The sequence below is a fragment of the Hamadaea tsunoensis DSM 44101 genome (assembly GCF_000428945.1).
Taxonomy (GTDB): Bacteria; Actinomycetota; Actinomycetes; order Mycobacteriales; family Micromonosporaceae; genus Hamadaea; species Hamadaea tsunoensis.
Map to the genome: position 1 here is coordinate 255,061 of NZ_AUAX01000016.1, position 24,726 is coordinate 279,786.

Below are 24,726 nucleotides of genomic sequence, written 5' to 3' on the forward strand. Positions count from 1 at the left end.
CACAGGAGTATCCACATGAGAATGCACGCCTCACGGCGACGGGGAGCGGGCGCCCTGCTCGGCGCCGCCGTTCTGACCGCCGTCACCCTCGCGGCCACGCCCGCCGGCGCCAGCCCCGCCCAGCCCATCGCGAAGCAGCACCTGCCCGGGCTCAACGGCGCGTTCGCCGACGCGGCCGCCGCGTACCACGTGCCGCGCGATCTGCTGGTGGCCGTCGGCTACGCGGAGAGCCGTCTCCTCACGCACAGCGGCCCGAGCCAGGACAACGGCTACGGAATGATGCACCTCGCCGACAACCCCGACAACCATTCGCTGGCGAAGGCCGCGTCCATCACGGGTCTGAGCGCCGCCCGCCTGAAGTCCGACGTCTCCGCCAACGTCCGCGGTGCGGCCGCCGTGCTCAGCGCGTACGCGGATGAAGAGAAGATCGATCGCGCGGACCCGGCGGCGTGGTATCCGGCAGTGGCCCGGTACGCGGGCGCGGGCAGCGCGGCGACGGCGCGCCTGTACGCCGACGAGGTCTACAAGGATCTGCGGACGGGCGTACGCACGGCGCAGATCGCGACCACCCCGAAGCGCGTGCAGCCGATCCTCGGCCGGTACGCCGCGACGCCGGCGGCGGGCTCGGTGTCCACCGGCGGTACCGCTGCCGTTGCGCTGGCGGCCGCCGTTCCGCAGTACCCGCTCGCGCACTGGGTTCCGGCCAACGCCAACAACTACCAGGCCGGGCGCTCGTCGGCGATCACGACGATCGTCATCCACGTGACCCAGGGCTCGTACGCGAGCACGGTCAGCTGGTTCCAGAACCCGTCGGCGGTGGTGAGCGCGCACTACGTGGTCCGCTCCTCCGACGGCGACATCACGCAGATGGTCCGCGAAGAGGACACCGCCTACCACGTACGCAGCGCCAACGCGTACGCGATCGGCATCGAGCATGAGGGCTTCGTCGACCAGCCGCAGTGGTTCACGGACGCGATGTACCGCTCGTCGGCGGCCCTGACCCGCTACCTGGCCGACAAGTGGGGTCTGCCGCGCGACCGCAACCACATCAAGGGCCACGTCGAGATGCCGGGCAACGACCACACCGACCCCGGCCCGTACTGGAACTGGGACTACTACATGTCGCTGGTGAACGCCGGCGGCGGCGCGAAGATCCCGGCCGGCTCGCCGACGGACTTCAACGGCGACGGCAAGGACGACATCATCACCTTCAACCAGGGCAGCCTGAACGACGTGTACGTGGCGACGTCGAACGGTTCCTCGTTCGTCGGCACGAGCGTCAAATGGAACGACTACTTCGGCCTGACCGGCGAGAAGCTGCTCACCGGAGACTTCAACGGCGACGGCAAGGACGACATCGTCACGTTCACCGGCGGTACGCTCGGCGACGTCTACGTGGGACTGTCGACCGGCTCGTCCTTCGCCGGCGGAGCCAAATGGCATGACTGGTTCTCCCCCGGCACCGAGATCCCGGCGGTCGGCGACGTGAACGGCGACGGTAAAGACGACATCATCACCTTCACCCACGACGGCCTCGGCGACGTCTACGTGGCGCTGTCCACGGGTACGGGCTTCGGCGCAGGCGTGAAATGGAACGACTGGTTCGCCCCGGCGGGCGAGACCCCGGCCGTCGGCGACGTGAACGGCGACGGCAAGGCCGACATCATCACCTTCACCCAGGGCGACGCGGCCACCGGCGCCGACGTCTACGTGGGCCTGTCGAACGGCAGCTCCTTCGCCGGCGGCGTGAAGTGGCACGACCTGTTCTCGGTCGGCAACGAACTGCCGCGCGTCGGCGACTTCAACGGCGACGGCAAGGCCGACATCGCCACCTTCACCTGCGACGCCAACGCCGACGTCTACGTCGCGCTGTCCAACGGCACGTCGTTCGTCGGCACCACCGTGAAATGGAACGACTTCTTCTGCCTCGGCGGCGAATTCCCGTACACGGGCGACTTCAACGGCGACGGCAAGGACGACATCGTGTCGTTCACGAAGGGGTCCACCAACGACGTGTTCGTGGGACTCTCCAATGGAAGCGGCTTCCTCGGCGGCGCCAAGTGGCACGACTTCTTCGGCCTCAACGGCGAGACGACCTACTGAGGCAATCGCAACTCTGAGCAGGTACCGCAGAGCAGGCACCGTAAAGCAGGCAGTGCTGAGCACCGCGGATCGAGCGCGGATGCGGAGCGGGGCGGAGCGGGGCGGGGGCGGGCGCAACGCAGCGTCCGCCCTCATGCTCCGTCCGGCCTCATGCTCCGCCCGGCCTCATGCTCCGCCCGGCCTCATCGTTCTCGATGTGACGCGTTCCGCTGTCGCACTCTTCGCCCTGCGGGACAGGCGGTGCGGCGATGGGTGCTCTCGGGCGACGATGTTGATGATCGAGCGCTATCGCGCCCAGGCGTTCAGCGGCGATATGAGTTGGTCCTGGGCCTCATGTTCGCCGGTGGATGTTGTTGCGGCGCGCGCGTTGCAGCGGGTCAAGGTGTTTGGGTGGGATGAAGTCCGGGTGCCGGTCGTGGGCGTTGATGCGGACTTCCCACGCGCCGCGGTGGATCTCGCGGTGGTGATGTCCACAGAGGAGGACGGAGTTGTCGAGGCTGGTCGGTCCGCCGTCCTGCCACGACAGCACATGATGCCCTTCACACCAGCGCGGCGGGCGGTCACAGCCCGGCCACGCACAGCCCCTGTCCCGCAACACCAGAGCCCGCCGCAGCGGGCCGTCGATGAGGCGGCGGGCGCGGCCGACGTCGAGGATCTGGCCTTCGCCGCCGAGGACCGCGGGGATGATCTTCGCGTCGCAGGCGAGCCGACGCACGGTCTCAGGAGTGAGCAGGTCACCGGTGTCCAGAATGCCGTACCCGTACTTGGAACGCAGCTGCTCCCACGACAACATCACCACCAGCTGCGGACGTTCGCCACCGGACTCCGGCAGGTCACCTTCGGCGAGGGCTTGCGCGCACAAGAACGTCAACGCGTCGGCGCGGCGGGCGGCCGCGGTACGGGTGTCACGACCGACCTCATCCACCATCCCGTCCAGACGCCCGGCCAGATCGCCACCGAACCCGCCGCCGGCCCAGCCGCCCGCAGCAGCAGCCGGGGCGGGGGCGGTAGGGGGATGGCCGAGGAGTGATCGTGGTGCGCTGATCGGGTCGATCGCCGCTCGGACGTAGGCGGCCGCGGCGCTGTCCAGCACCCCCGACAGTCGGTACTCGCCTTCACCGTGTGGGGTCAGGGTGAACCCGCGCCGCTGGAACGCCGACCGGTTCGCCCGCTCCAACTCCCGACGCAGCCGTTCCTCCGCGGCCTCCGGCGACACTGCTTCCAGGACGGCCCGCCGGTGCTCGGCCAACACTTCCGGCCGCAGGCGCTGCCCCACCGCCAGGTCGGTCAGGACCCGCTCCGCGCGGGCCTTTCCCGTCGCGCCGACTTCCGGGGGAAGCTCACCGATCAACCGTGCGATGGCCGCCGCCTGTTCCGCGTTCAACGCCCCCGACGCCAGCGCTTCGCCAACCGCGGGCCGGCGGGGCAACGCGTCGGCGAGTTTGACCAGGCCGGCCGCCGACCGTATCGACACCGCGAGGAGATCGGCCAACCACACCCGGGTACTGGAAGCACCGTGCCGGGCCGGGATACCCCGGGCGGCGGCCTCACCGACCTGAGCGGCGACCCGCGCCGTCAACCGCTGCGTCGCGGTGAAAACAGCCGACAGCTCCGCGAGAAGTGCATCGTCCGGCAGCGACGACAAGGGAGCCACCAACAGGTCCTCCACCACCGCCGCCAACGCCTCGCTCACCCGCCGACCCTAACCACCCCCTATGACAAAACCTCAGCCAAAGACGGAGACCGGATCGGGGGCGAAACCGCAGGCCAAGCCGCCGTTACACACAGCGAGCGTCCACAACAGACAGAGACGATCAACGCAAGCAACGCGACCGTCCAAGCAAAGGCATCGGTGATGTCGACGTCCGCGGACCACTCGAATCGGGTCGACAGGCTCATCCGCGCCGGATGCATCGTCCAGCGGCAGCCCCACGGAAGCCCCACACAGAAGCCCCTCACGGCAGACCAGCCGACGGCCGGGGAAGCCGTGGATCCGCCCCCATCCCGCTCCCCCATTTCCACCCGTTCTGAACGAATCGCATACCGTCGGACAGGCTCACGAACACGTCGCCGGTCGCGCCGCCGGTGTAGGTGACGGCGTCCGCGCGGCCGTCTCCGTCGAAGTCGCCCACTCCCGGGCGCTCGGTGCCGATCGCGAAATTGTCGTGCCATTTCACCGCGGTCCCGAAGGACGACCCCGAGGACAGGTGAGCGTAGACGTCCGCCGACGAGCCCCGGGTGAAGACGACCGCGTCGTCCCGGCCGTCACCATCCACATCGGCCAGTGCGGCAACCTGGCCGTCGGCCAGCGAGACGCTGCCCCACAGCCAGCCGTTCTGGACGAACCGCGTACCGTCCGACAGGGCGGCGTAGGCCTGCGTGCCGGTGAAGGTGACGACGTCGGCCAGGCCGTCGCCGTTGACGTCGGCGACCGCCGGGGTCTCGGTCCCGATCGCGAAGCTGTCGTGCCATTTCACGCCGGGGCCGAAGGAGCTGCCGGTCGACAAGGCGACGTACACGTCCGCGTTCGCGCCGCGGGTGAACGTGATGATGTCCGCCCTGCCGTCGCCGTTCACGTCGCCCACCGCCGGGATCTCCTGGTCCGCCGCGAACCAGTCGTGCCACTTCACGCCCGGACCGAACGCGGAACCCGTCGAGAGCGCGACATAGACGTCCGCCGTACCGCCGCGGGTGAACGTGACGATGTCGGCCTTGCCGTCGCCGGTCAGAGGCACCTCCTGGTCTGCCGCGAACCAGTCGTGCCACTGACTCCGCGCGCCGAACGACGCCCCGGAAGACAAGGACACATAGACGTCCGCGCTGGTCCCCCTGGTGAAGTCCACGACATCGTCCCGGTGGTCACCGTTCACATCACTTGCATTGGGCGTACGCGTAGAGCCGCCGACGGCCGCCGAGGACGTCGCGGCGTTCCCGGCCGCATCGACGGCGACCACCCGGAAGTAGCGGGTCTGGCCGGCGGCGAGGGGTCCGTAGCGGAAGGTCGGTCCGGCCACGCCGCCCACCAGATTCGCGGCCGTGATCGGGACCGAGCTGCTGGTCGACGCGTACACGCGGTAGGAGGCGACGCCGACGTCGTCGGACGCGGGCGACCAGGTCAGCGCGAGCGCGTGTACGCGGCCGGGGCCGATCGCCAGACCGGTCACCGCGCTCGGGGCGGTCGTGTCGGTGAACGGCGGGACGGTCGACAGGGCCGAGTACTGGGCGGCCGTCCAGGTGGAGCCGGTCGGGGCCGGGGTGATCGCCACGGTGATCGAGGACTTGCCGGCGGTGAGAGCGGCGGGGAGGGCGTACTCGTCCGTGAGCCAGCGCTGGATCGGGTTGGCGAGCGGCTGGGTCCAGGTTCCCGCCGGAGTGCCGTCGACCGTGACGGCGGCCGACTGGTACGCGGTCTGCTGATCCGAGGTACGCCGGATGCGTACGCCCTGGTTGGCGGGGTCGATGGGAAGGGTGACGGTCGTCGGGCCGGAGTGGACCTGGGCCGTGACGGGGGTGGTGTCGTCGTCGCCCTCGAAGACGGAGGTGAGCGAGATGCCGGCACCGGCCGAAACCGGGGCGCTCTGCCGCAGGGCCGCCGTGGGCTGGGTATAGAGGAAGGCGGTCGAGCCGTAGGTGGCGGGCGCGTCGTCGGCGGCGCCGTGCTCGATGCCGAAACGCAGCGCGCCGGCGTAGCCGACGGCGTCGGTCAGCATGAGCCGGTACGCGGAGTCGCACTCGTACGTGCAACCGCTGGTACGCGACGCATGTGCGGTGTTGCCGGTGAAGACGCCGCTGTAGGTGCCGCGGTTGAAGTACCAGCCGGATTCGTAGAAGTCCTCGGTGCCGGTGCCGTGCAGCGCGGGGCCGGCCGCACCGTCCACATAGGCGCGCTCGTCGCCTTCGAGGTAGCCGCGGGTGTTGCCGCCGGTGATCAGTCCGTGCACGGTCTGGCTGACGCCGACGAACCGGCCGCGGCCAGCCTGGTCGGCGAAGAGCCAGTCCTGGCCCGGTGCCACGGCGCCCGTACGCGACTGCGTGGTGAAGTAGCCGAAGTCGGCCAGAGTCTGCGGGGCGGAGGTGATCTCGGCGGTGACCCCGTTGACGGTGGTGCCGGTCGTGTTCGCCAGCGTCACCGTGGCCGAACCGAGGAACGGCATCGGCCACCAGGACGAGTACCAGCCGCCCGTCCCTGTGCCGCCGGGGCCTGAACCACCCGGTGTCGTGTCCATGGCGAACATGAGCGACCGGACCGGGCGTTCGCCGAGGCCCGAGCCGAAGAACTCGGCCACCGGGGAGTCGACCGTCGCCCGCCCGTCGAACGTGATCCGCAGCCGCAGGCCGGCCAGCGCCGCGTCGGTCGCCGCCGCATCCGGTACGCGCAGCCGCAACGCCGAGATCGCCCGCCGCCCGGAGAGTGTGGCGAGCGTGGCGGAACCGTTGCGGGGCACCGACACGGTGGTGGACACGGTGGACGCGCCGGGCTGGGCGGGCTTGGGGTCGCGCGTACCGGCCGCGGCGAGGGTGGCCAGGACGTCGGCCGCCCGATCGGCCGGGTCGAACGCCGTCATACCGTCGGCGTCGGCGAACTTCCGGTAGGTCACGTGGTAGAACAGCGGATTGTTCTGCGTCGTGATCCGCATCGACGACCGGTACGCCATCGGCACCTTGACGGTGACCCCGCCCGAGGTCTGGTCGGCGTCGCTGACGAGCGGGGCGGTGAACGGGGCGCCGAGGCCGCCGTCGACCAGGTTCTGCAGGCCGGTGTCGACGACGGTCGCGCCGTCCAGCTCGATCCGGATCCAGCCGGTCGCGGTCACGTCCCCGCTGTCGCGGGTGAACCAGATCGAGTCGACCTCGCCCGGGCCGGAATCCTCGGCGATCACGCAGCCGCCGAGCGTACGCAGACAGCTGTAGGTGCCGGCGAAACCGTCGTTGTTGGACCCGTCCCGGCCGAAACTGGAGAACTGCCGCGTCTGTATGCCCGCCGGCAGCGTCGGCAGCAGATCGAGGCGGCGCAGCGACGCCCAGCCGATCGGCCCCTTGTCCGCCCCGGCCGCGGATACGGCTCCAGCCGCCGGCACAGCCCCGGCCGAGGACGCAGCCCCTGTCATGGGCACTGCGGGAGACCCGGAGGCCGGCTTCCCGGTGGCCACGGCAGTCATGGGCAGGGCCGCCACGAGGGCGAGCGCGGCGGTGGCCGCGCGCCGGGATGCCGACGCGTACACGGGGTTCTCCTCATCGTCGCGAGCAGACCGGCGTCCCGGCCCGGGCGTCACCCGGTACGGGAAATCGATTGCTCGCGACGATGGGCGCGCACTTGCCGATCTGTCAATGTATGGCGGGCCGCCCGCTCACTCGTCCGGCCCGGTGACCGACTCGATGACCCGGCTGGCCACCAGGCCGATCAGCAGCAGGACGCCGAACATCGTGTAGACGATCCAGTACCGTCCATTGTGGATCTGAATGATCGTCTCCAGACCTACCCCGATCACGGCGGCGGACAGGACACCGGTGACGCCGCCCCGGCGCCCGAACACGCTGACACCGCCGAGCAGCGCGATCGCGAGCGCGATCAGGGTCGTCCCCGAGCCGGCGCCGCCCGGGCTCGCGTGCAGGCGCAGCACCAGGGCCGCTCCCGCCAGCCCGGCGACGAGGCCCGACCCGCCGAGGCCGACCACCGCACCGAGGCCGGCCCGCCAGCCGCCCCAGCGTCCGGCCGGGACGGATCGGGTCGCGCTCAACGCGTCGCGTACGCCGGGAATGAGGAACAGCGCCCCGCCCGCCAGGGTGAGGACGGCGAAGAGCCCGAACCAGAGCACGGGCTGCCCCGCGCCCACCGAGACCGAGATGATGCCGCTGGAGTTGGCCGAGGTCAGGCTCACATCGATGACGGAGGCGGCGCCGAGCGTGACGGCCCACGCGGGCACGGACAGCGCGCCGACGAGGACGCCGAGCAGGAGCCCGGTGGCGCCGGCCGCGAGGACGCCGACGGCGATGGCGGCGGCCTCCGGCGTGCCGTGGTTCATGAGCGTCGCCATGATCGTGCCGCCCAGCGCGGCCAGCGCGCCGGCGGCCAGGTTGACCGTCCCGGTCCGCAGCGACAGCGAGACGGCCACGGCCAGCAGGGCGGTCGGGCCGAGACTGCCGAGGAAGTTCACGAGGGTCGGGTGCGGGCTGGGCAGCAGGACGGCCGCCAGCACCGCGAGCGCCAGGACGAGGAGCAGCACCTCCCACGCGGCGTGCACGACCAGGCCGCGCCGCCTGGACCGATGCTCCGGGGCGGGCGCGGGCTGGCCGGCGGAGATCGGGCCGGCGTACGCGGGGGCGCCCTGGAACCCGAACGCCGGCTGGCCAACCGGAACCGGCTGACCAGCGGGAACGGGCTGGCCAGGGGACACAGGCTGCACAGGGGACACGGGTTGCACAGCGGGAACGGGCTGGGGGCCGGACTGCTCGCTGCCGGGGACGGAGGGGGTGTCTGTCATGCAGCACATCGTGTCGTACCGGGCCGAAAAATGTGGATCATCCATGCGGAGCCACCTCGGCCGCCAACCGGCGTTGATCGACGAGTCATGCATCGACGAACATCGAGGAATGCCTTAGCATCACGGCATCCCTCGCCGGAGCGGGCGGTCACGCCACGATCCCCACCGCGCTCCCCGGCACTTCCACCACCCCGACCCGGGAGGACCACCGTGAGACGAGCGAGCACTGTGCGGCGAACGACCACCGTGCGGCGAACAACCGCAAGAAGTACAGCCAGGCGCGCGACAGCCCTTGTCACAGCGCTTCTGACCGGCGCGTTCGGTCTCGTCGTGGGCGCGGCCGCCCCGGCGTACGCGGCCTGCACACCCGCCCAGGTCGTCGGCGACCCCGGGTTCGAGTCGGGTACCACGGCGTGGTCGTCGAGTTCGGGCGTGATCGGCACCTTCAGCGGGGAACCCGCGCACGGCGGCACCCGCGACGCGTGGCTCAACGGCTGGGGTTCGACGCACACCGACACGTTGTCGCAGTCGGTGACGCTGCCGGCCGGGTGCACGACGGCGACACTGACGTACTGGCTGCACATCGACACCGCCGAGACGACGGGCAGCACGGCGTACGACACGCTGACGGCCAAGCTCGGCACGGCGACCCTCGCCAGCTACTCGAACCTGAACAAGAACACCGGTTACCTGCAGCGGACCGTCGACGTCAGCGCGTACGCGGGCCAGACCCTGACGCTGCTGTTCACCGGGGTCGAGGACGCGAGCCTGCAGACGAGTTTCGTGCTGGACGACGTGCAGCTGAACGTGTCGGGCGGGACCACGAGTCCCAACCCCGTCGTCACCAACCCCGGCGCGCAGACGTCGACCGTGGGCACCGGCGTCAGCCTGCCGATCCAGGCGACCGACCCGCAGGGCGACACGCTCACCTACAGCGCGACCGGGCTGCCCGCCGGCCTCACGATCAACAGCACCACCGGCGTCGTCAGCGGTACGCCCACCGCGGCCGGGACGAGCACGGCCACGGTCACCGCGACCGACCCGGGCGGCAACCCGGGGTCGGCCTCGTTCTCCTGGACCGTCAGCCAGCCGGCCAGCCCGACGCGTACGCCGGCCCGCGGCGCGTACACGCTCAGCCTGACGAGCGACGCGACCGGCGCGACCTGGACCGGGCACGAGAGCATCACGTTCACCAACGTCTCGGCGACCGCGCTGCCCGAGGTCTACCTGCGACTGTGGGACAACTACCACGGCACGTGCCCGTCGAATCAGCCGATCCAGGTCGGCAACGTCACCGGCGGTACGCTCGGCGCCCTCGAAGTCGCCTGCACGGCCGTGAAGATCACGTTGCCGGCCCCGTTGGCGCAGAACCAGTCCGGCACGGTCGGCTTCGACGTGTCGATCGCCGTTCCGGACGGCAGCGACCGGTTCGGGCGCGACGGCGCGTACAACTTCATCGGCAACGCGATCCCCGTCCTCGCGGTACGCGACGGCGGCGGCTGGCACCTCGACCCGTACACGAACAACGGCGAGAGCTTCTACCAGCTGGCCAGCGACTACTCGGTGACGCTCGACCACCCGACCTCGGTGCTGACGCCGACGACCGGCACCGCCACGGAGGCGCCCGGGTCCGCCGGCCGCACGGTCACCACCGCGACCGCGACCAACGTCCGCGAGTTCGCCTGGGTCGCCGGGCCGTTCGTCAAGACGTCGACGACCACCTCGGCCGGCGTCGTGGTCAACACCTGGCGGACCAGCTCGATCTCGGCGAGCACCGCGTCGAGCATGCAGTCGACCGCCGCCTCGGCGATGTCCGGGCACGCCTCCCGCTTCGGCGCGTACCCCTACGGCGAGGTGGATCTGGTGCTGCACAACAACTTCTGGTTCGGCGGCATGGAGTACCCCGGGCTCGTGCTGTCCCAGGCGAGCGCCACGCCGGTCATCCACGAGCTCGGCCACCAGTGGTTCTACGGGATCGTCGGCGACGACGAGTACACCACCCCGTGGCTCGACGAGGGCTTCACCGACTACGCGACCGACATCCAGCGCGGCGTCACCGGCTCCGGCTGCTGGTCCAGTGTCAGCTGGCAGAGCAGCGCCGAGAAGATCACGAACTCGATGGCGTACTGGGACGCGCACTCCAGCCGCTACTCCACAGTGGTCTACACCTACGGCAAGTGCGTGCTGCACGACCTGCGCCGGCAGCTCGGCGACAGCGCCTTCAACACGATGATCTACAACTACGCCCAGGCCCACTGGTTCGGAATATCCACCGTCGCCGATTTCAAGGCGGCCGCTCAGGCGGCGTCCAGCACCGACCTCACGTCGTTCTGGACTACCCACCGCATCGACGGTTAACCTCACTGTTACGGCTCCGGGCAGCATGCATGCCCGGAGCCGTCCACTATCTCCGGACCATCTCGACGGTGCCGCCGACGACCCTGCCACCCAAGCCGGTCAGCAGGCTCACGCTGGGCACGTTGGTCACGTCGGCCTCCGCGCGTACCACCGGGACGCCCCGCGCGGCGAGCGGCTCGAACACCGCCGCCAGCAACGCCTTCGCCAGACCCTTTCCCCTGTACGCGGGGAGCAGCGCGATGAGGCCGAGCCGCCGGACGGGTTGCGGGCCGTTCCACACCCGCGCGAGTCCGGCGAGGGTCACTCCACCGTTCCCGGCAGACTCCTGGGCGAGGTCCCGGGTGACATCCCGGGCGACCAGATAGGTCTCCGGATCGAAGAACGGGGACTGGTAGGTCTCCTCCATGAACCACTGGAGGTCGGGCTGCCAGCCGGCCGACCCGGGGACGTCCTCGCGCAGCGCGCAGTCGAGCAGCATCAGCGCTTCCGGCTCGATCTCGGCCGCACTGACCAGGTCGATGCCCGCGGGGACCGGCGCCGCGAACCGGGTCACCGGGATCTCGAACTCGGACTCCCGGCGGTGCTCGGCGAAACCGGCCCCGGCGAGCGCGGCGATCACCTCGGCGTCGGCCGCGTCGACCGTCGTCCGGCATTCCCCGTCGGCCATGGCGGCCAGCGCCACGTACGCGTCCGGCGTACTCCGGTCGTAGTAGAGAGTGAGGTGACCATCGGGCCTGGTCCACGGCTGCATGACCCCGACGACGCGGCCGGCGTCCCAGGCGAGCCAGAGCGGGCGGTCCTCGGAGTGGTACTCCTCCTGCTGGCGCAGCTGCTCGACGGTGTCACCGGTCCAGGCGGCGACCTGTTCGTACTCCCCGGCGAACGCAGCGACGACGATCGACATGGCCGTGACCCTAGGAGGGCATCGGTCCGCGCGCGAGCGGTTTTCTCTATGCTCACCGGGTGGCGGATCAAGGTGGAACCTGGGATGTGGCGGTCGTCGGGGGCGGTCCGGCGGGACTCGCGGCGGCGGTCACGGCCGCGCGCGCCGGGGCGCGGACGGTGGTCCTCGAACGCGGGCAGCACCCCCGCTACAAGACCTGCGGCGGCGGGCTGATCGGCATCTCGCGCGGCGCGGCCGCCGACCTGATCTCCGTTCCGTCCCGGCAGAGCGTCGACGCGGCCACGTTCACCCTGTACGGCGGCCGGGAATTCACCCGCCGGCACGCCGAACCGCTGCTGCAGATGGTGGTACGCGACGAGTTCGACGACGCCCTGCGCAAGGCCGCCCTCGATGCCGGCGTCACCGTACGCGAGCAGGCCCTCGTCCGCTCCGTCGACACTTCCGGCGGCGGCTCCGGTGACACCGCGTCCGCCCGCCTGGTCGACGGCGAGGTCGTCACGGCGCGCGTCCTGATCGGTGCCGACGGTTCCGGTGGCGTCACCGCGAAACGGGTCGGCGCGAAGTTCGCCCAGGTCGACGTCGGTCTGGAGGTCGAACTCCCGGTCGCCGACCCGCCCGAGTGGGCCGGCCGCATCCTCATCGACTGGGGCCGCCTGCCGGGCTCGTACGGCTGGGTGTTCCCGAAGGGCGACCGGCTCACCGTCGGCGTCATCGGCGACCGGGCCTCGGGTCCGGCGCTGAAGGCGTACCTGGCCGAGTTCGTGACCCGGCTCGGGCTCGACGGCCTCGAACCCCTGCACGACTCCGGGCACCTCACCCGCTGCCGGGCCGACGACTCGCCCCTGGGCGCCGGGCGCATCCTGCTCGCCGGGGACGCGGCCGGGCTGCTCGAACCATGGACCCGCGAAGGAATCAGCTTCGCCCTGCGCTCCGGCATCCTCGCCGGTCGGGCCGCGCTCACGGTGGACCCGGTGACCGCGTACACGGCCGCCGTCTCGGAGGGTCTGGCGGCGGAGATGGCCGCCGGCCGGCAGCTGCTCGACGTGTTCCGCAAGCGGCCGGCGTTGTTCCACCGCGCGCTGCGTACGCCGATCGGCTGGCGGGCGTTCGCGTCGATGTGCCAGGGCCGGCTGACCTTCGACCGGGCGCTACGCCACGCCCCGGCCCGCGCCGCCCTCCGCCTCTTCACCTGACCCGCCCGTCCCCACTCCCGCTCTGCGCCCTCACTCCCGCCAAGATCCCGTTTGGATCAGGTTTTTCACCCGAATCATGGCCCAAGATTCGGGTGATTTCCCTGATCCAAACGGGATCTTGGCGGGCTTGGCGGGTGGGGGCCGGGGCCGCCGGGGCCGGGGCCGCAGGGGCCGGAAGTCTCAGCGGTTCGCGGGGGCCGGTTCGGGCAGGGCGGGCGCGGGGACCGGCGCGGGGACCGAGGTGGCGGTGGTCCGCGGGGCGGCGACCCGGCGGATCACGCGCCAGCCGGCCGTCGACAGGATCAGCGCCGCCGCCACGCCGATGATCAGCTGGGTGTTGGTCGCGTGCAGCAGCTTGAGCGCGCTCGCGAACAGCACGACCGCCAGCGCGCGCCGGACGAGCCCGCCCGGGGCCCGCGACGAGATCAGGGCGCCGATGAACGCGCCGGGGACCGAGCCGATGAGCAGGGCGGCGGTCACGCTGAACCGGAAGTCGCCGAACAGCAGGTGGCCGAGGGCCGCCGCGGTCACCAGCGGCACCGCCTGCACGAGGTCGGTGCCGACGAGGTCGTTCGGGCGCAGCATCGGATAGAGGGCCAGCAGCACGACGATGATCAGCGAGCCCGAACCGACGCTGGTCATCCCCACGACGAGGCCGCCGATCGCTCCGAGCACCACCGTCGGCAGGACGCGTACGCGTACCCGGGTGATGCCGGCGGGCTCCGCGCCCGACCGGGTCTCCCGCAGCCGCATGTACGCGCGCAGCACCAGACCGATGACGGCCAGCAGGAGCGCGATGCCGAGGGCGGTCTGCACCACGTTCTGGACGCGCTGGCCGCTGCCGAACGACTTGGAGACGATCACCCCGCAGAACGCCGCCGGTACGCTGCCCAGGCACAGCCAGCCGACCAGGCGCCAGTCGACGCGGCCCCGGCGGATGTGCACGAGCGAGCCGACCGGCTTCATGACGGCGCTGGCCACGAGGTCGCTGGAGACGGCCGCCAGCGGCGGTACGCCGAAGAAGAGCACGAGGATCGGCGTCATCAGGGCGCCGCCGCCCATGCCTGTGAGGCCGACGATGATGCCGACCCCGAGTCCCGCCACCGCCAGCCACCAGTCCATGAAGCCTATTATTCCTATAAAGTTGGTCGAGAATCCAGTATTACCCGCCGACCAGCTCACATGCTGGGCGAGCCGGCCGGCGGGCGTACCGAAATGTGTCAGGCGGCGGTGCACACAGCCGTCGGCGCGGCATTGGCGGCGTTGTTCCACGTGGCGTTGAAGCCGAACGACGTGCTGACGCCCGGGGCGAGCGCGCCGTTGTAGCTCATGTTCTTGACGGTGACCGTTCCACCACTCTGCGTATAGGTTCCGTTCCAGAGCTGGGTGATCGTCTGACCGTTCGCGAAGGTCAGGACGACGGTCCAGCCGGTGAGCGCCACACTGCCGGTGTTGGCGACCGTGACGTCCGTGCCGAAGCCGCCCGGCCACTGGTTGGTCACCTTGTAGACCACCCCGCAGCTCTTCCCGGCCGAGCCGCTCGCGGACGGACCGGCCGACGCGCTCCGGCTCGGGCTCGCCGACGGCGAAGCGGACCGTGAAGCAGACGGTGAAGCGGACGGTGAGACAGACGGGCCGGCCGAGGCGCTGCGGCTGGGCGACGAGCTCACGGACGCGCTCGGGCTCGCCGATCCGCCGGGCGTCAGCAGGGCCGACAGCGGCGGGTACCAGCGGTCGGACATCTTCTGGTCGCCCGAGGCGTTCGGGTGCACGCCGTCACCGGTGTCGGTCGCCGTGTTGAAGCCGGTCCACTGGTCGACGACCGTGATCGGCGATTGCGCGGTCGACTTCGACGCGGCCCACGCCGGGATCGCCGCGTTGAAGTTGATCACCCGCTGGCCGCACTCGGCGCACGACGAGGGGTTCATCGGCAGGATCTGCGCCACGAGGATCTTCATCGCCGGGTTGCTCGCCCGCATCTGGTCGACGAGCGTGCTGAAGGCGGTCAGGATCGTGGCGGGCGCGATGCTGCTCCACACGTCGTTGGTGCCGAGGTGCATCACGACGATGTCCGGGGTGGTCGCGGCGAGCCAGGCCGGCAGCAGGTTCTGGTTGGCGATGTTGGTGGCCAGGTAGCCGCCGTGCCCCTCGTTGTCCCCGTCGTACGCGACGCCGCAGCCCTGAGGCGGCAGCGTGCCGACGAAGTCGATGTTGGTGTAGCCGCTGGACTGGAGGCGGTTCCACAGCAGCGCCCGCCAGCAGCCCGGCGATCCCGTGATCGAGTCGCCGAGCGGCATGATCCGCACCGGCGCCGCCGCCAGCGACGTGCCGGCGGCGGCCGGTGTGGTGACGGTGGTCAGCCCGACGGCGACCGCCGCGGACAGGGCCGCGAGGAGCGCGGCGAACAGAGCCCGGAAGATGGGCCGCTTCATGAGGAGTGTCCCTTCGCGAATGCACGCAGGGCCGCCGCCCACGCGGGCACCTGCGAAGACAGGTGTCGGCGATGCCGTCTACCCGGGCTCCGGCGGGGAGGCATCGTCCACGATGGATCATAGCCGCCACCACCGGGAAGAGCAAAACACCATCGATGCAGAGAAAGCTTGCGATGATGGGAGGATGGAGATGAGCTGGTTCTGGGCCCACGACGCCCAGGCCGATCAGCTGTCAGCGCTGGTCGATACAGGGCTGGGCGATACGGGGCTGGTCGATACAGGGCTGGGCGACATGGGGACGGGCGTACCGGGGCTGGGGCTGGTGCGGCTGGCGAGCTACGGCGACGGCCCGGCCCGGCGGTTCGCCGCGCTGCTGCGTACCGGGCCCGCCCGCACCTTCGAGGTCGACGTCCCCGCCGACCGGATCCCCGTGGACACCGTCGCGGTCACCGGCACCGGCCCCACCTTCACGGTGGTCCGGGAGGCGGGCCGCGCCAGCTCCGTCCACTTCGGAGAGTCACTGCCCCCGGGAAACTCACTGCCCGCCGGGCGCGTTCTCGACATCTCTTCGAGTACGCCCACCGCCGCCTACGTCCTCGCCCAGCCGCCCGGGTCCGGCGGGCCGCCGGCGCAGCAGGTGCTGGCCGGGCTCGACGAGCGCGAGCTGAGACGCGCCCTGCGGCGGCTCGACGCGCAGCCGACACTCGTGCGGCTGGGCATCGACGGGAGCCTGACGGCCGTGGCCGAGCCGGGCCCGCCGACCCGGTGGGCGGCCGGGATCGACGCCGACGAGGTCGCGCACGAGCTGAACCGGCGCGGCGCCTACCCGCTCGACCTCGACGCGGTCCGCACCGGCGCGGGCGTCCGGTTCTCGGTGGTCGTCCGGCGGCCGGACTGAGCCGGCTCAGGGACGCTGCACCGCGACGGCGTACGCGGCCGCGCCGGTCGCCTCGGCGTCGGGCACGGCCACCAGATCGCCCTGCCCCTTCCAGAGCAGCATCCCCATGGCGATGGTGGTCCTGCCGTTCAGGCACACGTCGTCGGTGTCGCCAAACCGGATCATGACGCGGCCCGTGCCGGCGCATCTGATGTCGACGTACACCGAGCCGGTGCCGAGGTCCTTCTCCCGCACCAGGACCGTACGCCCGAACAGCACCCCCGACCGGTCGAGCGGGTTGCGCCCCGACGGCGGCAGGCTCAGGGCCGCACGGGCCCGCACGAGGACCGGGTCGGTGAGCGAGACGGCGTACGCGCCGTGCAGCAGGGCGGCGTCGTCAGGCGTGACGGTGACCGCGATCGGCGCCGTCTTCCGCATCGTGAACGTGGCGGCGGCGGGGGTCTTGTCGCCGCATTTCGCGACCGTCTCGCCGCCGGGGTGGCTCACGGTCACCGAGCCCGTGCCGAGGCAGGCGACGCGCACGTCGTAGACGCCCGCCGGATAGGGCTCGGCGGCGCTGCCGAAAGTCTGGGTGAGCTGCACGGCGGGCCCGGAGAGCACGTCGGGGCGGCGGTCGGCGGGGCGGTCGAGCACCAGCACACGGGCCTGGGCCGCCAGCGCCTCGCGGCCGGCGTCCGGCGACGCCGCCGGGGTCGTCGGCCGGCCCTGAGGCCGCGCCCCCGCCTCCGGTCCGCAGGCGGCCGCGCCGAGAGCCAGGACCAGGACGACCGCACTTATCCGAACAACCCTGCCCATCCGAACAACCGTGCCGATCCGTGCACGCATATCGCATTCCTCCCCGTAAATCCGTCGGCCTCCTTGGTAGCAACGGCCCGCAACGGGCACCATGAGCGCATGGATCTCGACTCCGGCGCCGGCCTGCTGCACCGTCTGACCTCCTACGTGCCCGACCGAGACTGGGACCAGGTCGTCGACGACAACGATCCGCGGGTCCGGCAGGACTTCACGTCCATGGATCCGGACACCCGCCCGCCCCAGTTCAAGGAGTACGCGGACGGCCTCGACGAGATCTCGCTGCCCCGGGTCTGGGCGGAATCCGAGTCACCCGCGACCGCGTTGCTGGCAGGCGTACCGGTGACGGCCGGTGCCCTCGACCGGACTCAGCTCGGCCGGATCCTGTTCCTCGGGGCGGGCGTCGTGCGTACCGCGACCCGCTGGGAGCAGCCGTACTTCTACCGGGCGGCCGGGTCGGCGGGCAGCCGGTTCCCGCTCGAACTGTACGTGAGCACGCGTGCGGTGGAAGGCGTACAGGATGGCGTGTACTGGTACGACGCGCAGCGGCACGTGCTCGTGCGGGTGGGTCCCGCGGCGCTCGGTGAGACGACGACGCTGGTGGTGACCGGGGTGCCGTGGCGGACGGGCTGGAAGTACGCCGAGCGCGGCTGGCGCCACCTGTACTGGGACGCGGGCACGGCGTTGTCGCAGCTCATCGCGGCCGCGGCCGGGTACGCGCCGGCGCTGCGCACGGTCTTCCCGGACGCGGCGGTGACGCGGCTGGTCGGCGCGGACGGGGTCGACGAGTTCCCGCTGGCGCTGCTCACCCTCGGCGCGGGTACGCCCGCGATCGAGCCGACCGGCCCGGCGGTGACGGGATCGTTGCCGCACAACGAGTTCAGCCTGTGTACGACGGCGCAGCGGGCCGGCGACGGCGACGAGCTCGGCGCGGCGTGGGCCTTCCCCGAGGTCTTCTCCGAGGCTGCGGTGCGGTCGGCGGCCGAGGGATCGCTGGACGCGGTGATCCGGCGCCGGGGCTCCCAGCGGCGGATGGACCCGGCCGGCCGCCTGCCCCGCGCCCAGCTGGAGTACGCGATGACCGTCGCGCTGCGCGGCATCGACATCCCGCACTGGGTGGCCGTGCACGCGGTGGACGGGGTCGAGCCGGGCCTCTACCGTTGGCCGGACCTGGCCGCGCCGATCCACCGTGGCGACCTGCGCGCCGAGCTCGAACGGGTCTGCCTGGGCCAGGGGCTCGCCGCGGACTGCGCCTACGTCGTCATCGCCGCCGCCCCGCTGTCCATACTGGACGACCGGTCGTACCGCTCCGCCCAGGTCGCCGCCGGGATCGTGGAGGGCCGGCTGCATCTGGTGGCGTACGCGATGGACGCCGGCGCGACCGGCATGACCTTCATCGACTCGGAGGTGCCCGCACTGATCGGCGAGTCCGACGTGGCGGGGCTGCTGTTCACCTGCGTCGGCGTGCCCGCGTACGCGAACCGGGCGGGGGGTCGCCCCGGGGAGCCTGTGACGGTCACCCCGGTGACGACCCGGATCGCGCACTGAGCCGAACTACCGGCTGAGCCGGGTCACTGGTTGAAGGTGAACCAGTTGAGGTTCACGAGGTCACCCGCGCCGCTGGTGGTGAAGGTGACGTAGACGGTGTGCGTACCGGTGGCCGAGCCGGTGAGCGTGGTCGTGGCCGAGGTCCAGTTCTGCCAGCCGCCGGTGGAGCTGACCGGCACGCTCGCGATCACCGGTCCGGTCGCCGAGTCCAGCCGGTACTGGACGGTGCCGGTGACGCTCGCCCCCGACGCGAGCCGGGTCGTCACGGACGTCCCGGCGGTCGAGCCGAAGTCGACCCCCGAGTACGCGAGCCAGTCCCCGGCCGTGATGTAGCCGACGTCCTGACCGCCGCCCGTGTCGGTGGTGGTCTCCAGCTGCGTACCCGACTGCGACGAGTAGCCCTCCGCCTGCCGCTGCTGGTACGCGTTCGGCGTACCCGCGTGGTTGAACTGGAACCAGTTCAGGTTCAGCAGATCGCCGGAACCGCTCGTCGTGAACGTGGCGTACAGGCTGTGCACACCGGTCGCCGAACCCGTCAGCGCGGTCGTCGCGGACGTCCAGTTCTGCCAGCCCCCCGTCGAACTCACCGGTACGCTCGCCACGATCGGACCGGTCGTGGAGTCCAGCCGGTACTGGACGGTGCCGGTGACGCTCGCCCCGGACGCGAGCCGCGTCGTCACCGAAGCGGCCGCCGACGAGCCGAAGTCCACCGGGCCGTAGTTGAGCCAGTCCCCCGCCGTGATGTACCCGACGTCCTGACCGCCGCCCGTGTCCGTGGTGGTCTCCAGCTGCGTACCGGACTGGGTGGCGTAGCTCTCCGCCTGCCGTTGCGCGTACGCGTCCGCCGCGGGCTGCGTACCGTAGGACAGCCCGAAGCCGTACGCGAACAGCGGCGTCTGCCCGTCGCCGTCGTTGATCGGCTGCTGGCTCGCCGACTGCATCCACGTGTCCGGCAGCTTCCCGGTCGGCGCGTAGTCGCCGAACAGCACGTCCGCGACGCCCTGGCCCTCGGTGCCGGGCAGCCACGACTCGATCAGCGCGTTCCAGTTGGGCAGCTGCGCGCCGATGTCCAGCGGCCGCCCCGACACCAGGACCACGACCACCGGTACGCCGCTCGCCTTCAACGTGTTGAGCGTGGCCAGATCGGTGCTGTCCAGGCCCATGCCGCTCGGCCGGTCGCCGGCGCCCTCGGCGTACGGGGTCTCGCCGACGACCGCGATCGCGGCCCGGTAGGAGCTGTCGATCCCGGTGCCGTTCGCGTTGTAGGTGACCGTCGCGCCCGATCCGACGGTGGTCCGGATCCCTTGCAGGATGGACGTTCCCTGGGTCGTCGGGCCGCTGCCGCCCTGCCACGAGATCGTCCAGCCGCCGCTCTGGTTGCCGATGTTGTCGGCGTTCTTGCCCGCGACGAAGATCTTCCCGCCCGACTTGGCCAGCGGGAGCACGTTGCCGCTGTTCTTCAGGAGCACCTGCGACTCGCGCACGGCCTGGCGGGCGATCGCCCGGTGGGCGGCGTTGCCGACGGTCGGGGTGTAGGTCCGGTCGGTCAGCGGCTTCTCGAACAGGCCCAGCTCGAACTTCTTGGTCAGGATCCGGCTCACCGCGTCGTTGATCCGCGACATCGCGATGTGGCCGTTGTTGACCTCGGCCTTGAGCGTAGTGATGAACTGCTGCCACGCGGTCGGCACCATGACCATGTCGATGCCCGCGTTGATCGACTGCGTGACCTCGGCCGCCGTGAAGCCGGCCTGGCCGTCGATCTGGTCGATGCCGTTCCAGTCGGAGACGACGAAGCCGGAGAAGCCCAGCTCCCCCTTGAGCAGCGTGGTGATCAGATACTGGTTGCCGTGGTCCTTGACCCCGTTCCAGCTGCTGTACGAAATCATGATCGAGCCGACGCCCTTCTGGACGGCGGCCTGGAACGGCGGCAGGTGGATCGCCCGCAGGTCGGCCTCGGAGATCTGCGTGTTGCCCTGATCCGTTCCGTTCGTCGTCCCGCCGTCGCCGATGTAGTGCTTCGCCGTCGCGAGCACCGACGCCGCCCCGCCCAGCGTCGTACCCTGCAGGCCGGTGATGTAGGTCGTCATCGACGACGGGATCTCCGGCTTCTCCCCGAACGACTCGTAGGTCCGCCCCCACCGGTCGTTGCGCGCCACGCACAGGCAGGGCGAGAAGTCCCAGTCGATGCCGGTCCCCGACACCTCCTCGGCCGTCGCCCGGCCGATCTGCTGCACCAGCGCCGGATCACGGGTCGCGCCCAGACCGATGTTGTGCGGGAAGATCGTCGCACCGTACACGTTGTTGTGCCCGTGCACGGCGTCCACGCCGTAGATGATCGGAATCCCCAGCCGGCTGTTCAGCGCCGCGTTCTGAAACCCGTCGTACATGTCCGCCCAGCTCGACGCGGTGTTCGGCGACGGTGCCGAGCCGCCGCCGGACAGGATCGAGCCCAGCGCGTAGTTCGTGATGTCCGCATTGGACACGGACGCGCGCTCGGCCTGCGTCATCTGGCCGACCTTCTCGTCGAGGGTCATGCTCGCCAGCAACTGGCTCACCCGAGTCGCGACGGGCAGCGAAGGATCGGGGTAGGGCAGGTGGGCGTCGCCGCGGGCGGGGGCTATCAGGACGGCGGCGACCAGGCCGAGGACGGCCGCCGCGGGGACGGTTCGGCGACGGGGCACGACGATCACTCCAGACTTTTTACGAGGCTTAAATCAAAAGGCAACCTATCTGACTTCATCATTGTCAGTCAATGAATCGACCTCTCCGACCACACCGGCTCCGACCCCCACCGCCGGAGAGAACTCCCAGGCAGCAACCGTTTCGACGGCCACCGTGGCGACGACGGTCCGCTGATGCCGCGCCGCGTACAGCAGCACATCCGTCCTCATCGGCAGGTCCATCGCGTCCAGAATCGCCCAGCCGGCTCCATCGAGCTGCTCGCGCACGGCCGGCAGGAGAATCTTGGCGAGCATGATCGCCTCTTCGCCCATGTCGCCCCAGGCCCGGCTGAGCGTACGGACCATTGACGTCACCTCGACACGGGAGGATTCGTCGCCGATCAGGATCTGCCAGGCGCGGGAGAGTGAGGCGCGAAGCGCCAGGTCCGCCTGGGCCGCTGCCAGCAGGTCAGGCAGTACAGAGGTTCTCGGCCGCGGGTCGAGGAGCGCCGAGACCGCCCGGACCCCCTCCACATGTGACGTTTCGTCGCCCGCCCAGTCGACCGCCTTCTCCAGGACCAGCCCCGCGAGCCCGTCGAGCCGGGCTAGGACACGCAGGGCTTCAGCGACAGCCACGCAGTGCTGCGGCGCCGCTTCCGCGCCTCTGATGAGATGCCGGAGTCGGCCGAGCGATGCGTGAGGCAGCCGCGGGCCGAGAATCTCAGCGCACAGTCGCGCCAGGGCAGGAATCGCATCGACACTTCCGCGGTACGCCCATTCCCACAACTTCCTCCGCAGCAACGGTTCCGTACTCGGATCGCTGAGGCCCTTCTCGAGGATCAGGTAGCCCAGTCGGGCATCCGGCGCCCCTTTACTGAGCCAGCCGTAGGCGGTGTCGAGAAGCCGCGCGGCGGGGAACTCGGCTGCGAGATAGGCGTGGACTCCCGCGATCCGATCCGTGAACGGACTGGTGGCCGGAGCGTGCACCAGCCCGTGAAGCCACTTCAGAAGGGCGGAGCGGAGTCCGGGATGTTCGCGGTAGACCCATCCGATCACCGCGAGATCAACCCCTGGCCTCTTGTCGTCCATCCAGGTTCGGTCGTCGCGTACGGTTGCGCCGATCTCCCGCGTCCGTTCCGTCCAGCCCGGGGTCTCCAGCACCCGGAACGGCGGTGCGCTGTGCAACCTGAGCGCGACGCCCAGCGACGCGTCGGCCGCGGCGACTGCCTCCGAAGAGCATCCGTTCAACGCGGCCGCTGCCACGAACAGCACACGCCGGTCCGCCGTATCCGGCTCACGCACGCCCAACTGCGTTCCGATGTAATGACCCCACCTGCGGCACTCGTCGATGACGAGTTCCAGATCTCCGGCTTGTCCACGAGACAGCTTCTCCGCCACCTCCGCGGCCTCCGCAGGACTGGCCTCCCGCCCCGCCAGCTCGGCCATGAGGCTCACGACATCGTTGCGTGCCAAGAGCGCCCGGCTGCGACCATCACCGCCGTGGTAAGCCAGGTGGGCGCGCATGATCTCATCGGCCGGTCGCGCGTCGAAGGAGACCGTGAGGCTCTCCATCATCGGCCTGACACGGTCCCACACCAGCGGCGTCACGATCACCACGACCATGGAGTGGATCTTTTCGAGCTCCTCTCCGTAGCTTCTCAGCGATCGAGCGAACGACTCGGTCACCTCGCGCTCATTCGAGAGATCGAGGATGAACCGGCCGCGGAGGATCCGTGGTAGGCCGACGGTCGTCGGCTCGTCCCAGTCGACCGGCAGTTGCTGGAGGGTGAGTGTGCCGCCGTGGACGTCCGGCTCACGATCACGGTAAGCCAGCAGGCGGTAAGCGTCGGTCTCCCGCCCCGTACCGCGGTCGCCTTCGATCACGACGACGCCCTGACCGTCGAGGCAGGTTTCCGCCTTTCTGTAGGCGACAGGATCGGGCTTCACATAGAACACTGATCGGGCGAACTTCACCAGGTGCTCACCGACGAAGCCCGGGGCACGGCCGCTGTAGACATGAGTGACGTTGTGGAGAACGCCGATCGCGGTGGTGCGGGAGCCGTCCCCGCCCAGCGCTGACACGTTGATCGGGGTTCCCAGCAGCGGTCGTTCCACGACGGGACTGCCCGCAGGCTCCAGCTCATGGCGCGGAATGGCGGGGAGTCCTGAGAACACCGGCCCGAGGTCCGCGCCTCCCGGCGTCATCGGCCGCTCCCGTCGCCGCGCGTCTGATGGAACGTGCCACCGTACGCGTTGCCGATGACGAAGCTCATCGACCCGTCGCCCGCTACGTTGACGACCGACGTGGCACCGTATCCGCCGGTCGTTTGCGCCGAAGCCACAGCAGCCGCGATCTCCGCCAAACGGTCGGCCCCGGCGGCCCACGCCCTTCCCGCGCCTGCGATCGCCGCCCGGACCGCGTCCGATTCCGCGGCACCCTTCCGGTCGGCCTCGAGCCTGGCGGCGAAGCCCGCGTACAGTTCGTCCCACCGGCGTTCGATCGCGACCTCCTGGTCGCGGACCTCTGCGGTGAGGGCCGATTGCCGTTCAGTGAGCCACGCGGCACCGCGCCCCGGTCCGCCGTCGCCGGCCTGTTCGAGCAATCTCCGTTCGAGCACGGTCAGCCGTTCCCGGATCTGGTCGAGCGCTTCGCCATCGTCGGTGGTCGCCGGGGTGGGCAGCTCCTGCGCGTGCGGCGGGACGAACGCGCGTACCTCCTCTCGGCGCGTGAGGACGTTGTGCAGCCAGAGACCGAGGTCGAAGCAGCTGTGCACCACGCGGAGAGCGCGCTCCGCGTCGCGTACGCGACCATGGACGCCTTCGTTTCCCTCACGCCGGACGAAGTGGAGCGTGGTACGCACGGCGGCGTCGAGGATGCTCGCGGAGGCCAGTTCGTTGATCCGCTGCTCGAGCTTGAGCCGGTCAGGCCGTGACACTCCCACCCGCTCGGCCAGCTTGCACGTCATGATCTCGATGAAGTGCCGACTTTTGAACAGGGCAGACGCCGGATCGGTGTACACATAGGATTCCGCGCTCGCGCCGTCGTAGGCCAGCAGTGGCTCGTGCTCCATGAGGTACCCGAAGTTGGCCGAGCGAGCCACGAGCCCATCCAGATGATCTGTCACCGTTTACCCCCATTTCTGGCATGGCCAAAGCCTTCCAGAATAGGAGGAGCCATCGGCGTCCACAATGTCGTATCTCCGACGGCGCCCCCGACCGCGACGATCTTGCGCGAATGCCTCGAATTTCGCGACGAATGCCCGGGTGGTTTCAACCGGTGGGTGCAAGTAGGAGTTGGTTGAGGCGTTCGGTGGGGGTGTCCCAGTCGAGGGTTTGGCGTGGTCGCCGGTTGAGTT

General features: G+C 70.6%; 15 protein-coding genes. 5 read left to right on the forward strand and 10 right to left on the reverse strand.

What is annotated here, in order from left to right; translation table 11 throughout:
- Positions 1-15 precede the first annotated feature (15 nt).
- Positions 16-2,103, forward strand: coding sequence for an N-acetylmuramoyl-L-alanine amidase (locus G401_RS0123130; RefSeq protein WP_027344377.1), 2,088 nt, complete (start codon positions 16-18; stop codon positions 2,101-2,103).
- A gap of 331 nt (positions 2,104-2,434) precedes the next feature.
- Here G401_RS0123130 and G401_RS53195 read toward each other — a convergent pair whose 3' ends face one another.
- The 3 genes from G401_RS53195 to G401_RS0123150 form a co-directional block, all read right to left on the reverse strand.
- Positions 2,435-3,775 (reverse strand): HNH endonuclease signature motif containing protein, encoded by a 1,341-nt coding sequence (locus G401_RS53195; RefSeq protein WP_322787746.1) that lies wholly within the window; start codon positions 3,773-3,775, stop codon positions 2,435-2,437.
- 283 nt (positions 3,776-4,058) lie between these two features.
- Entirely contained in the window at positions 4,059-7,325 is a 3,267-nt protein-coding gene (locus G401_RS54165; RefSeq protein WP_084557504.1) for a DUF2961 domain-containing protein, read from the reverse strand.
- A 126-nt stretch (positions 7,326-7,451) separates the two neighbouring features.
- Positions 7,452-8,585 (reverse strand): ABC transporter permease subunit, encoded by a 1,134-nt coding sequence (locus tag G401_RS0123150; protein ID WP_169734238.1) that lies wholly within the window; start codon positions 8,583-8,585, stop codon positions 7,452-7,454.
- Positions 8,586-8,915: 330 nt separating this feature from the next.
- Between G401_RS0123150 and G401_RS57165 the strand changes: the two genes are divergently transcribed.
- Positions 8,916-10,943, forward strand: a complete 2,028-nt coding sequence (locus tag G401_RS57165; RefSeq protein WP_407636906.1) for a putative Ig domain-containing protein — start codon at positions 8,916-8,918, stop codon at positions 10,941-10,943.
- 46 nt (positions 10,944-10,989) lie between these two features.
- Here the strand turns inward: G401_RS57165 and G401_RS0123160 are convergent, their stop codons facing one another.
- Positions 10,990-11,847, reverse strand: coding sequence for a GNAT family N-acetyltransferase (locus G401_RS0123160; RefSeq protein ID WP_027344380.1), 858 nt, complete (start codon positions 11,845-11,847; stop codon positions 10,990-10,992).
- A 59-nt stretch (positions 11,848-11,906) separates the two neighbouring features.
- Between G401_RS0123160 and G401_RS0123165 the strand changes: the two genes are divergently transcribed.
- Complete coding sequence (locus G401_RS0123165; RefSeq protein WP_027344381.1) at positions 11,907-13,040, forward strand: geranylgeranyl reductase family protein; 1,134 nt, start codon at positions 11,907-11,909, stop codon at positions 13,038-13,040.
- A gap of 180 nt (positions 13,041-13,220) precedes the next feature.
- Here G401_RS0123165 and G401_RS47740 read toward each other — a convergent pair whose 3' ends face one another.
- Together G401_RS47740 and G401_RS0123175 are read right to left on the reverse strand one after the other, a co-directional pair.
- On the reverse strand, positions 13,221-14,162 hold the full coding sequence (locus tag G401_RS47740; protein ID WP_051367011.1) for a sulfite exporter TauE/SafE family protein: 942 nt from the start codon (positions 14,160-14,162) through the stop codon (positions 13,221-13,223).
- 98 nt (positions 14,163-14,260) lie between these two features.
- Complete coding sequence (locus G401_RS0123175; RefSeq protein WP_027344382.1) at positions 14,261-15,472, reverse strand: cellulose binding domain-containing protein; 1,212 nt, start codon at positions 15,470-15,472, stop codon at positions 14,261-14,263.
- Positions 15,473-15,656: 184 nt separating this feature from the next.
- Here G401_RS0123175 and G401_RS0123180 point away from each other — a divergent pair, with 184 nt between their 5' ends.
- Positions 15,657-16,370, forward strand: a complete 714-nt coding sequence (locus G401_RS0123180) for a hypothetical protein (protein WP_027344383.1) — start codon at positions 15,657-15,659, stop codon at positions 16,368-16,370.
- A 6-nt stretch (positions 16,371-16,376) separates the two neighbouring features.
- Here G401_RS0123180 and G401_RS0123185 read toward each other — a convergent pair whose 3' ends face one another.
- A complete protein-coding gene (locus tag G401_RS0123185) occupies positions 16,377-17,165 on the reverse strand; it encodes a hypothetical protein (RefSeq protein ID WP_027344384.1) in 789 nt (262 codons plus the stop codon).
- 99 nt (positions 17,166-17,264) lie between these two features.
- Here G401_RS0123185 and G401_RS0123190 point away from each other — a divergent pair, with 99 nt between their 5' ends.
- Entirely contained in the window at positions 17,265-18,710 is a 1,446-nt protein-coding gene (locus tag G401_RS0123190) for a nitroreductase family protein (RefSeq protein ID WP_034592698.1), read from the forward strand.
- A gap of 23 nt (positions 18,711-18,733) precedes the next feature.
- Here G401_RS0123190 and G401_RS57840 read toward each other — a convergent pair whose 3' ends face one another.
- The 3 genes from G401_RS57840 to G401_RS0123205 all read right to left on the reverse strand — a co-directional run bounded on the left by G401_RS57840 (position 18,734) and on the right by G401_RS0123205 (position 24,471).
- A complete protein-coding gene (locus tag G401_RS57840) occupies positions 18,734-21,391 on the reverse strand; it encodes a glycoside hydrolase family 3 N-terminal domain-containing protein (protein ID WP_157546188.1) in 2,658 nt (885 codons plus the stop codon).
- Positions 21,392-21,436: 45 nt separating this feature from the next.
- On the reverse strand, positions 21,437-23,485 hold the full coding sequence (locus G401_RS0123200; protein WP_157546192.1) for a hypothetical protein: 2,049 nt from the start codon (positions 23,483-23,485) through the stop codon (positions 21,437-21,439).
- A gap of 86 nt (positions 23,486-23,571) precedes the next feature.
- The gene (locus tag G401_RS0123205; protein WP_027344387.1) at positions 23,572-24,471 is read right to left on the reverse strand and encodes a DUF4145 domain-containing protein; all 900 of its coding nucleotides are present in this window, start codon (positions 24,469-24,471) and stop codon (positions 23,572-23,574) included.
- Between the last annotated feature and the right edge of the window lie 255 nt (positions 24,472-24,726).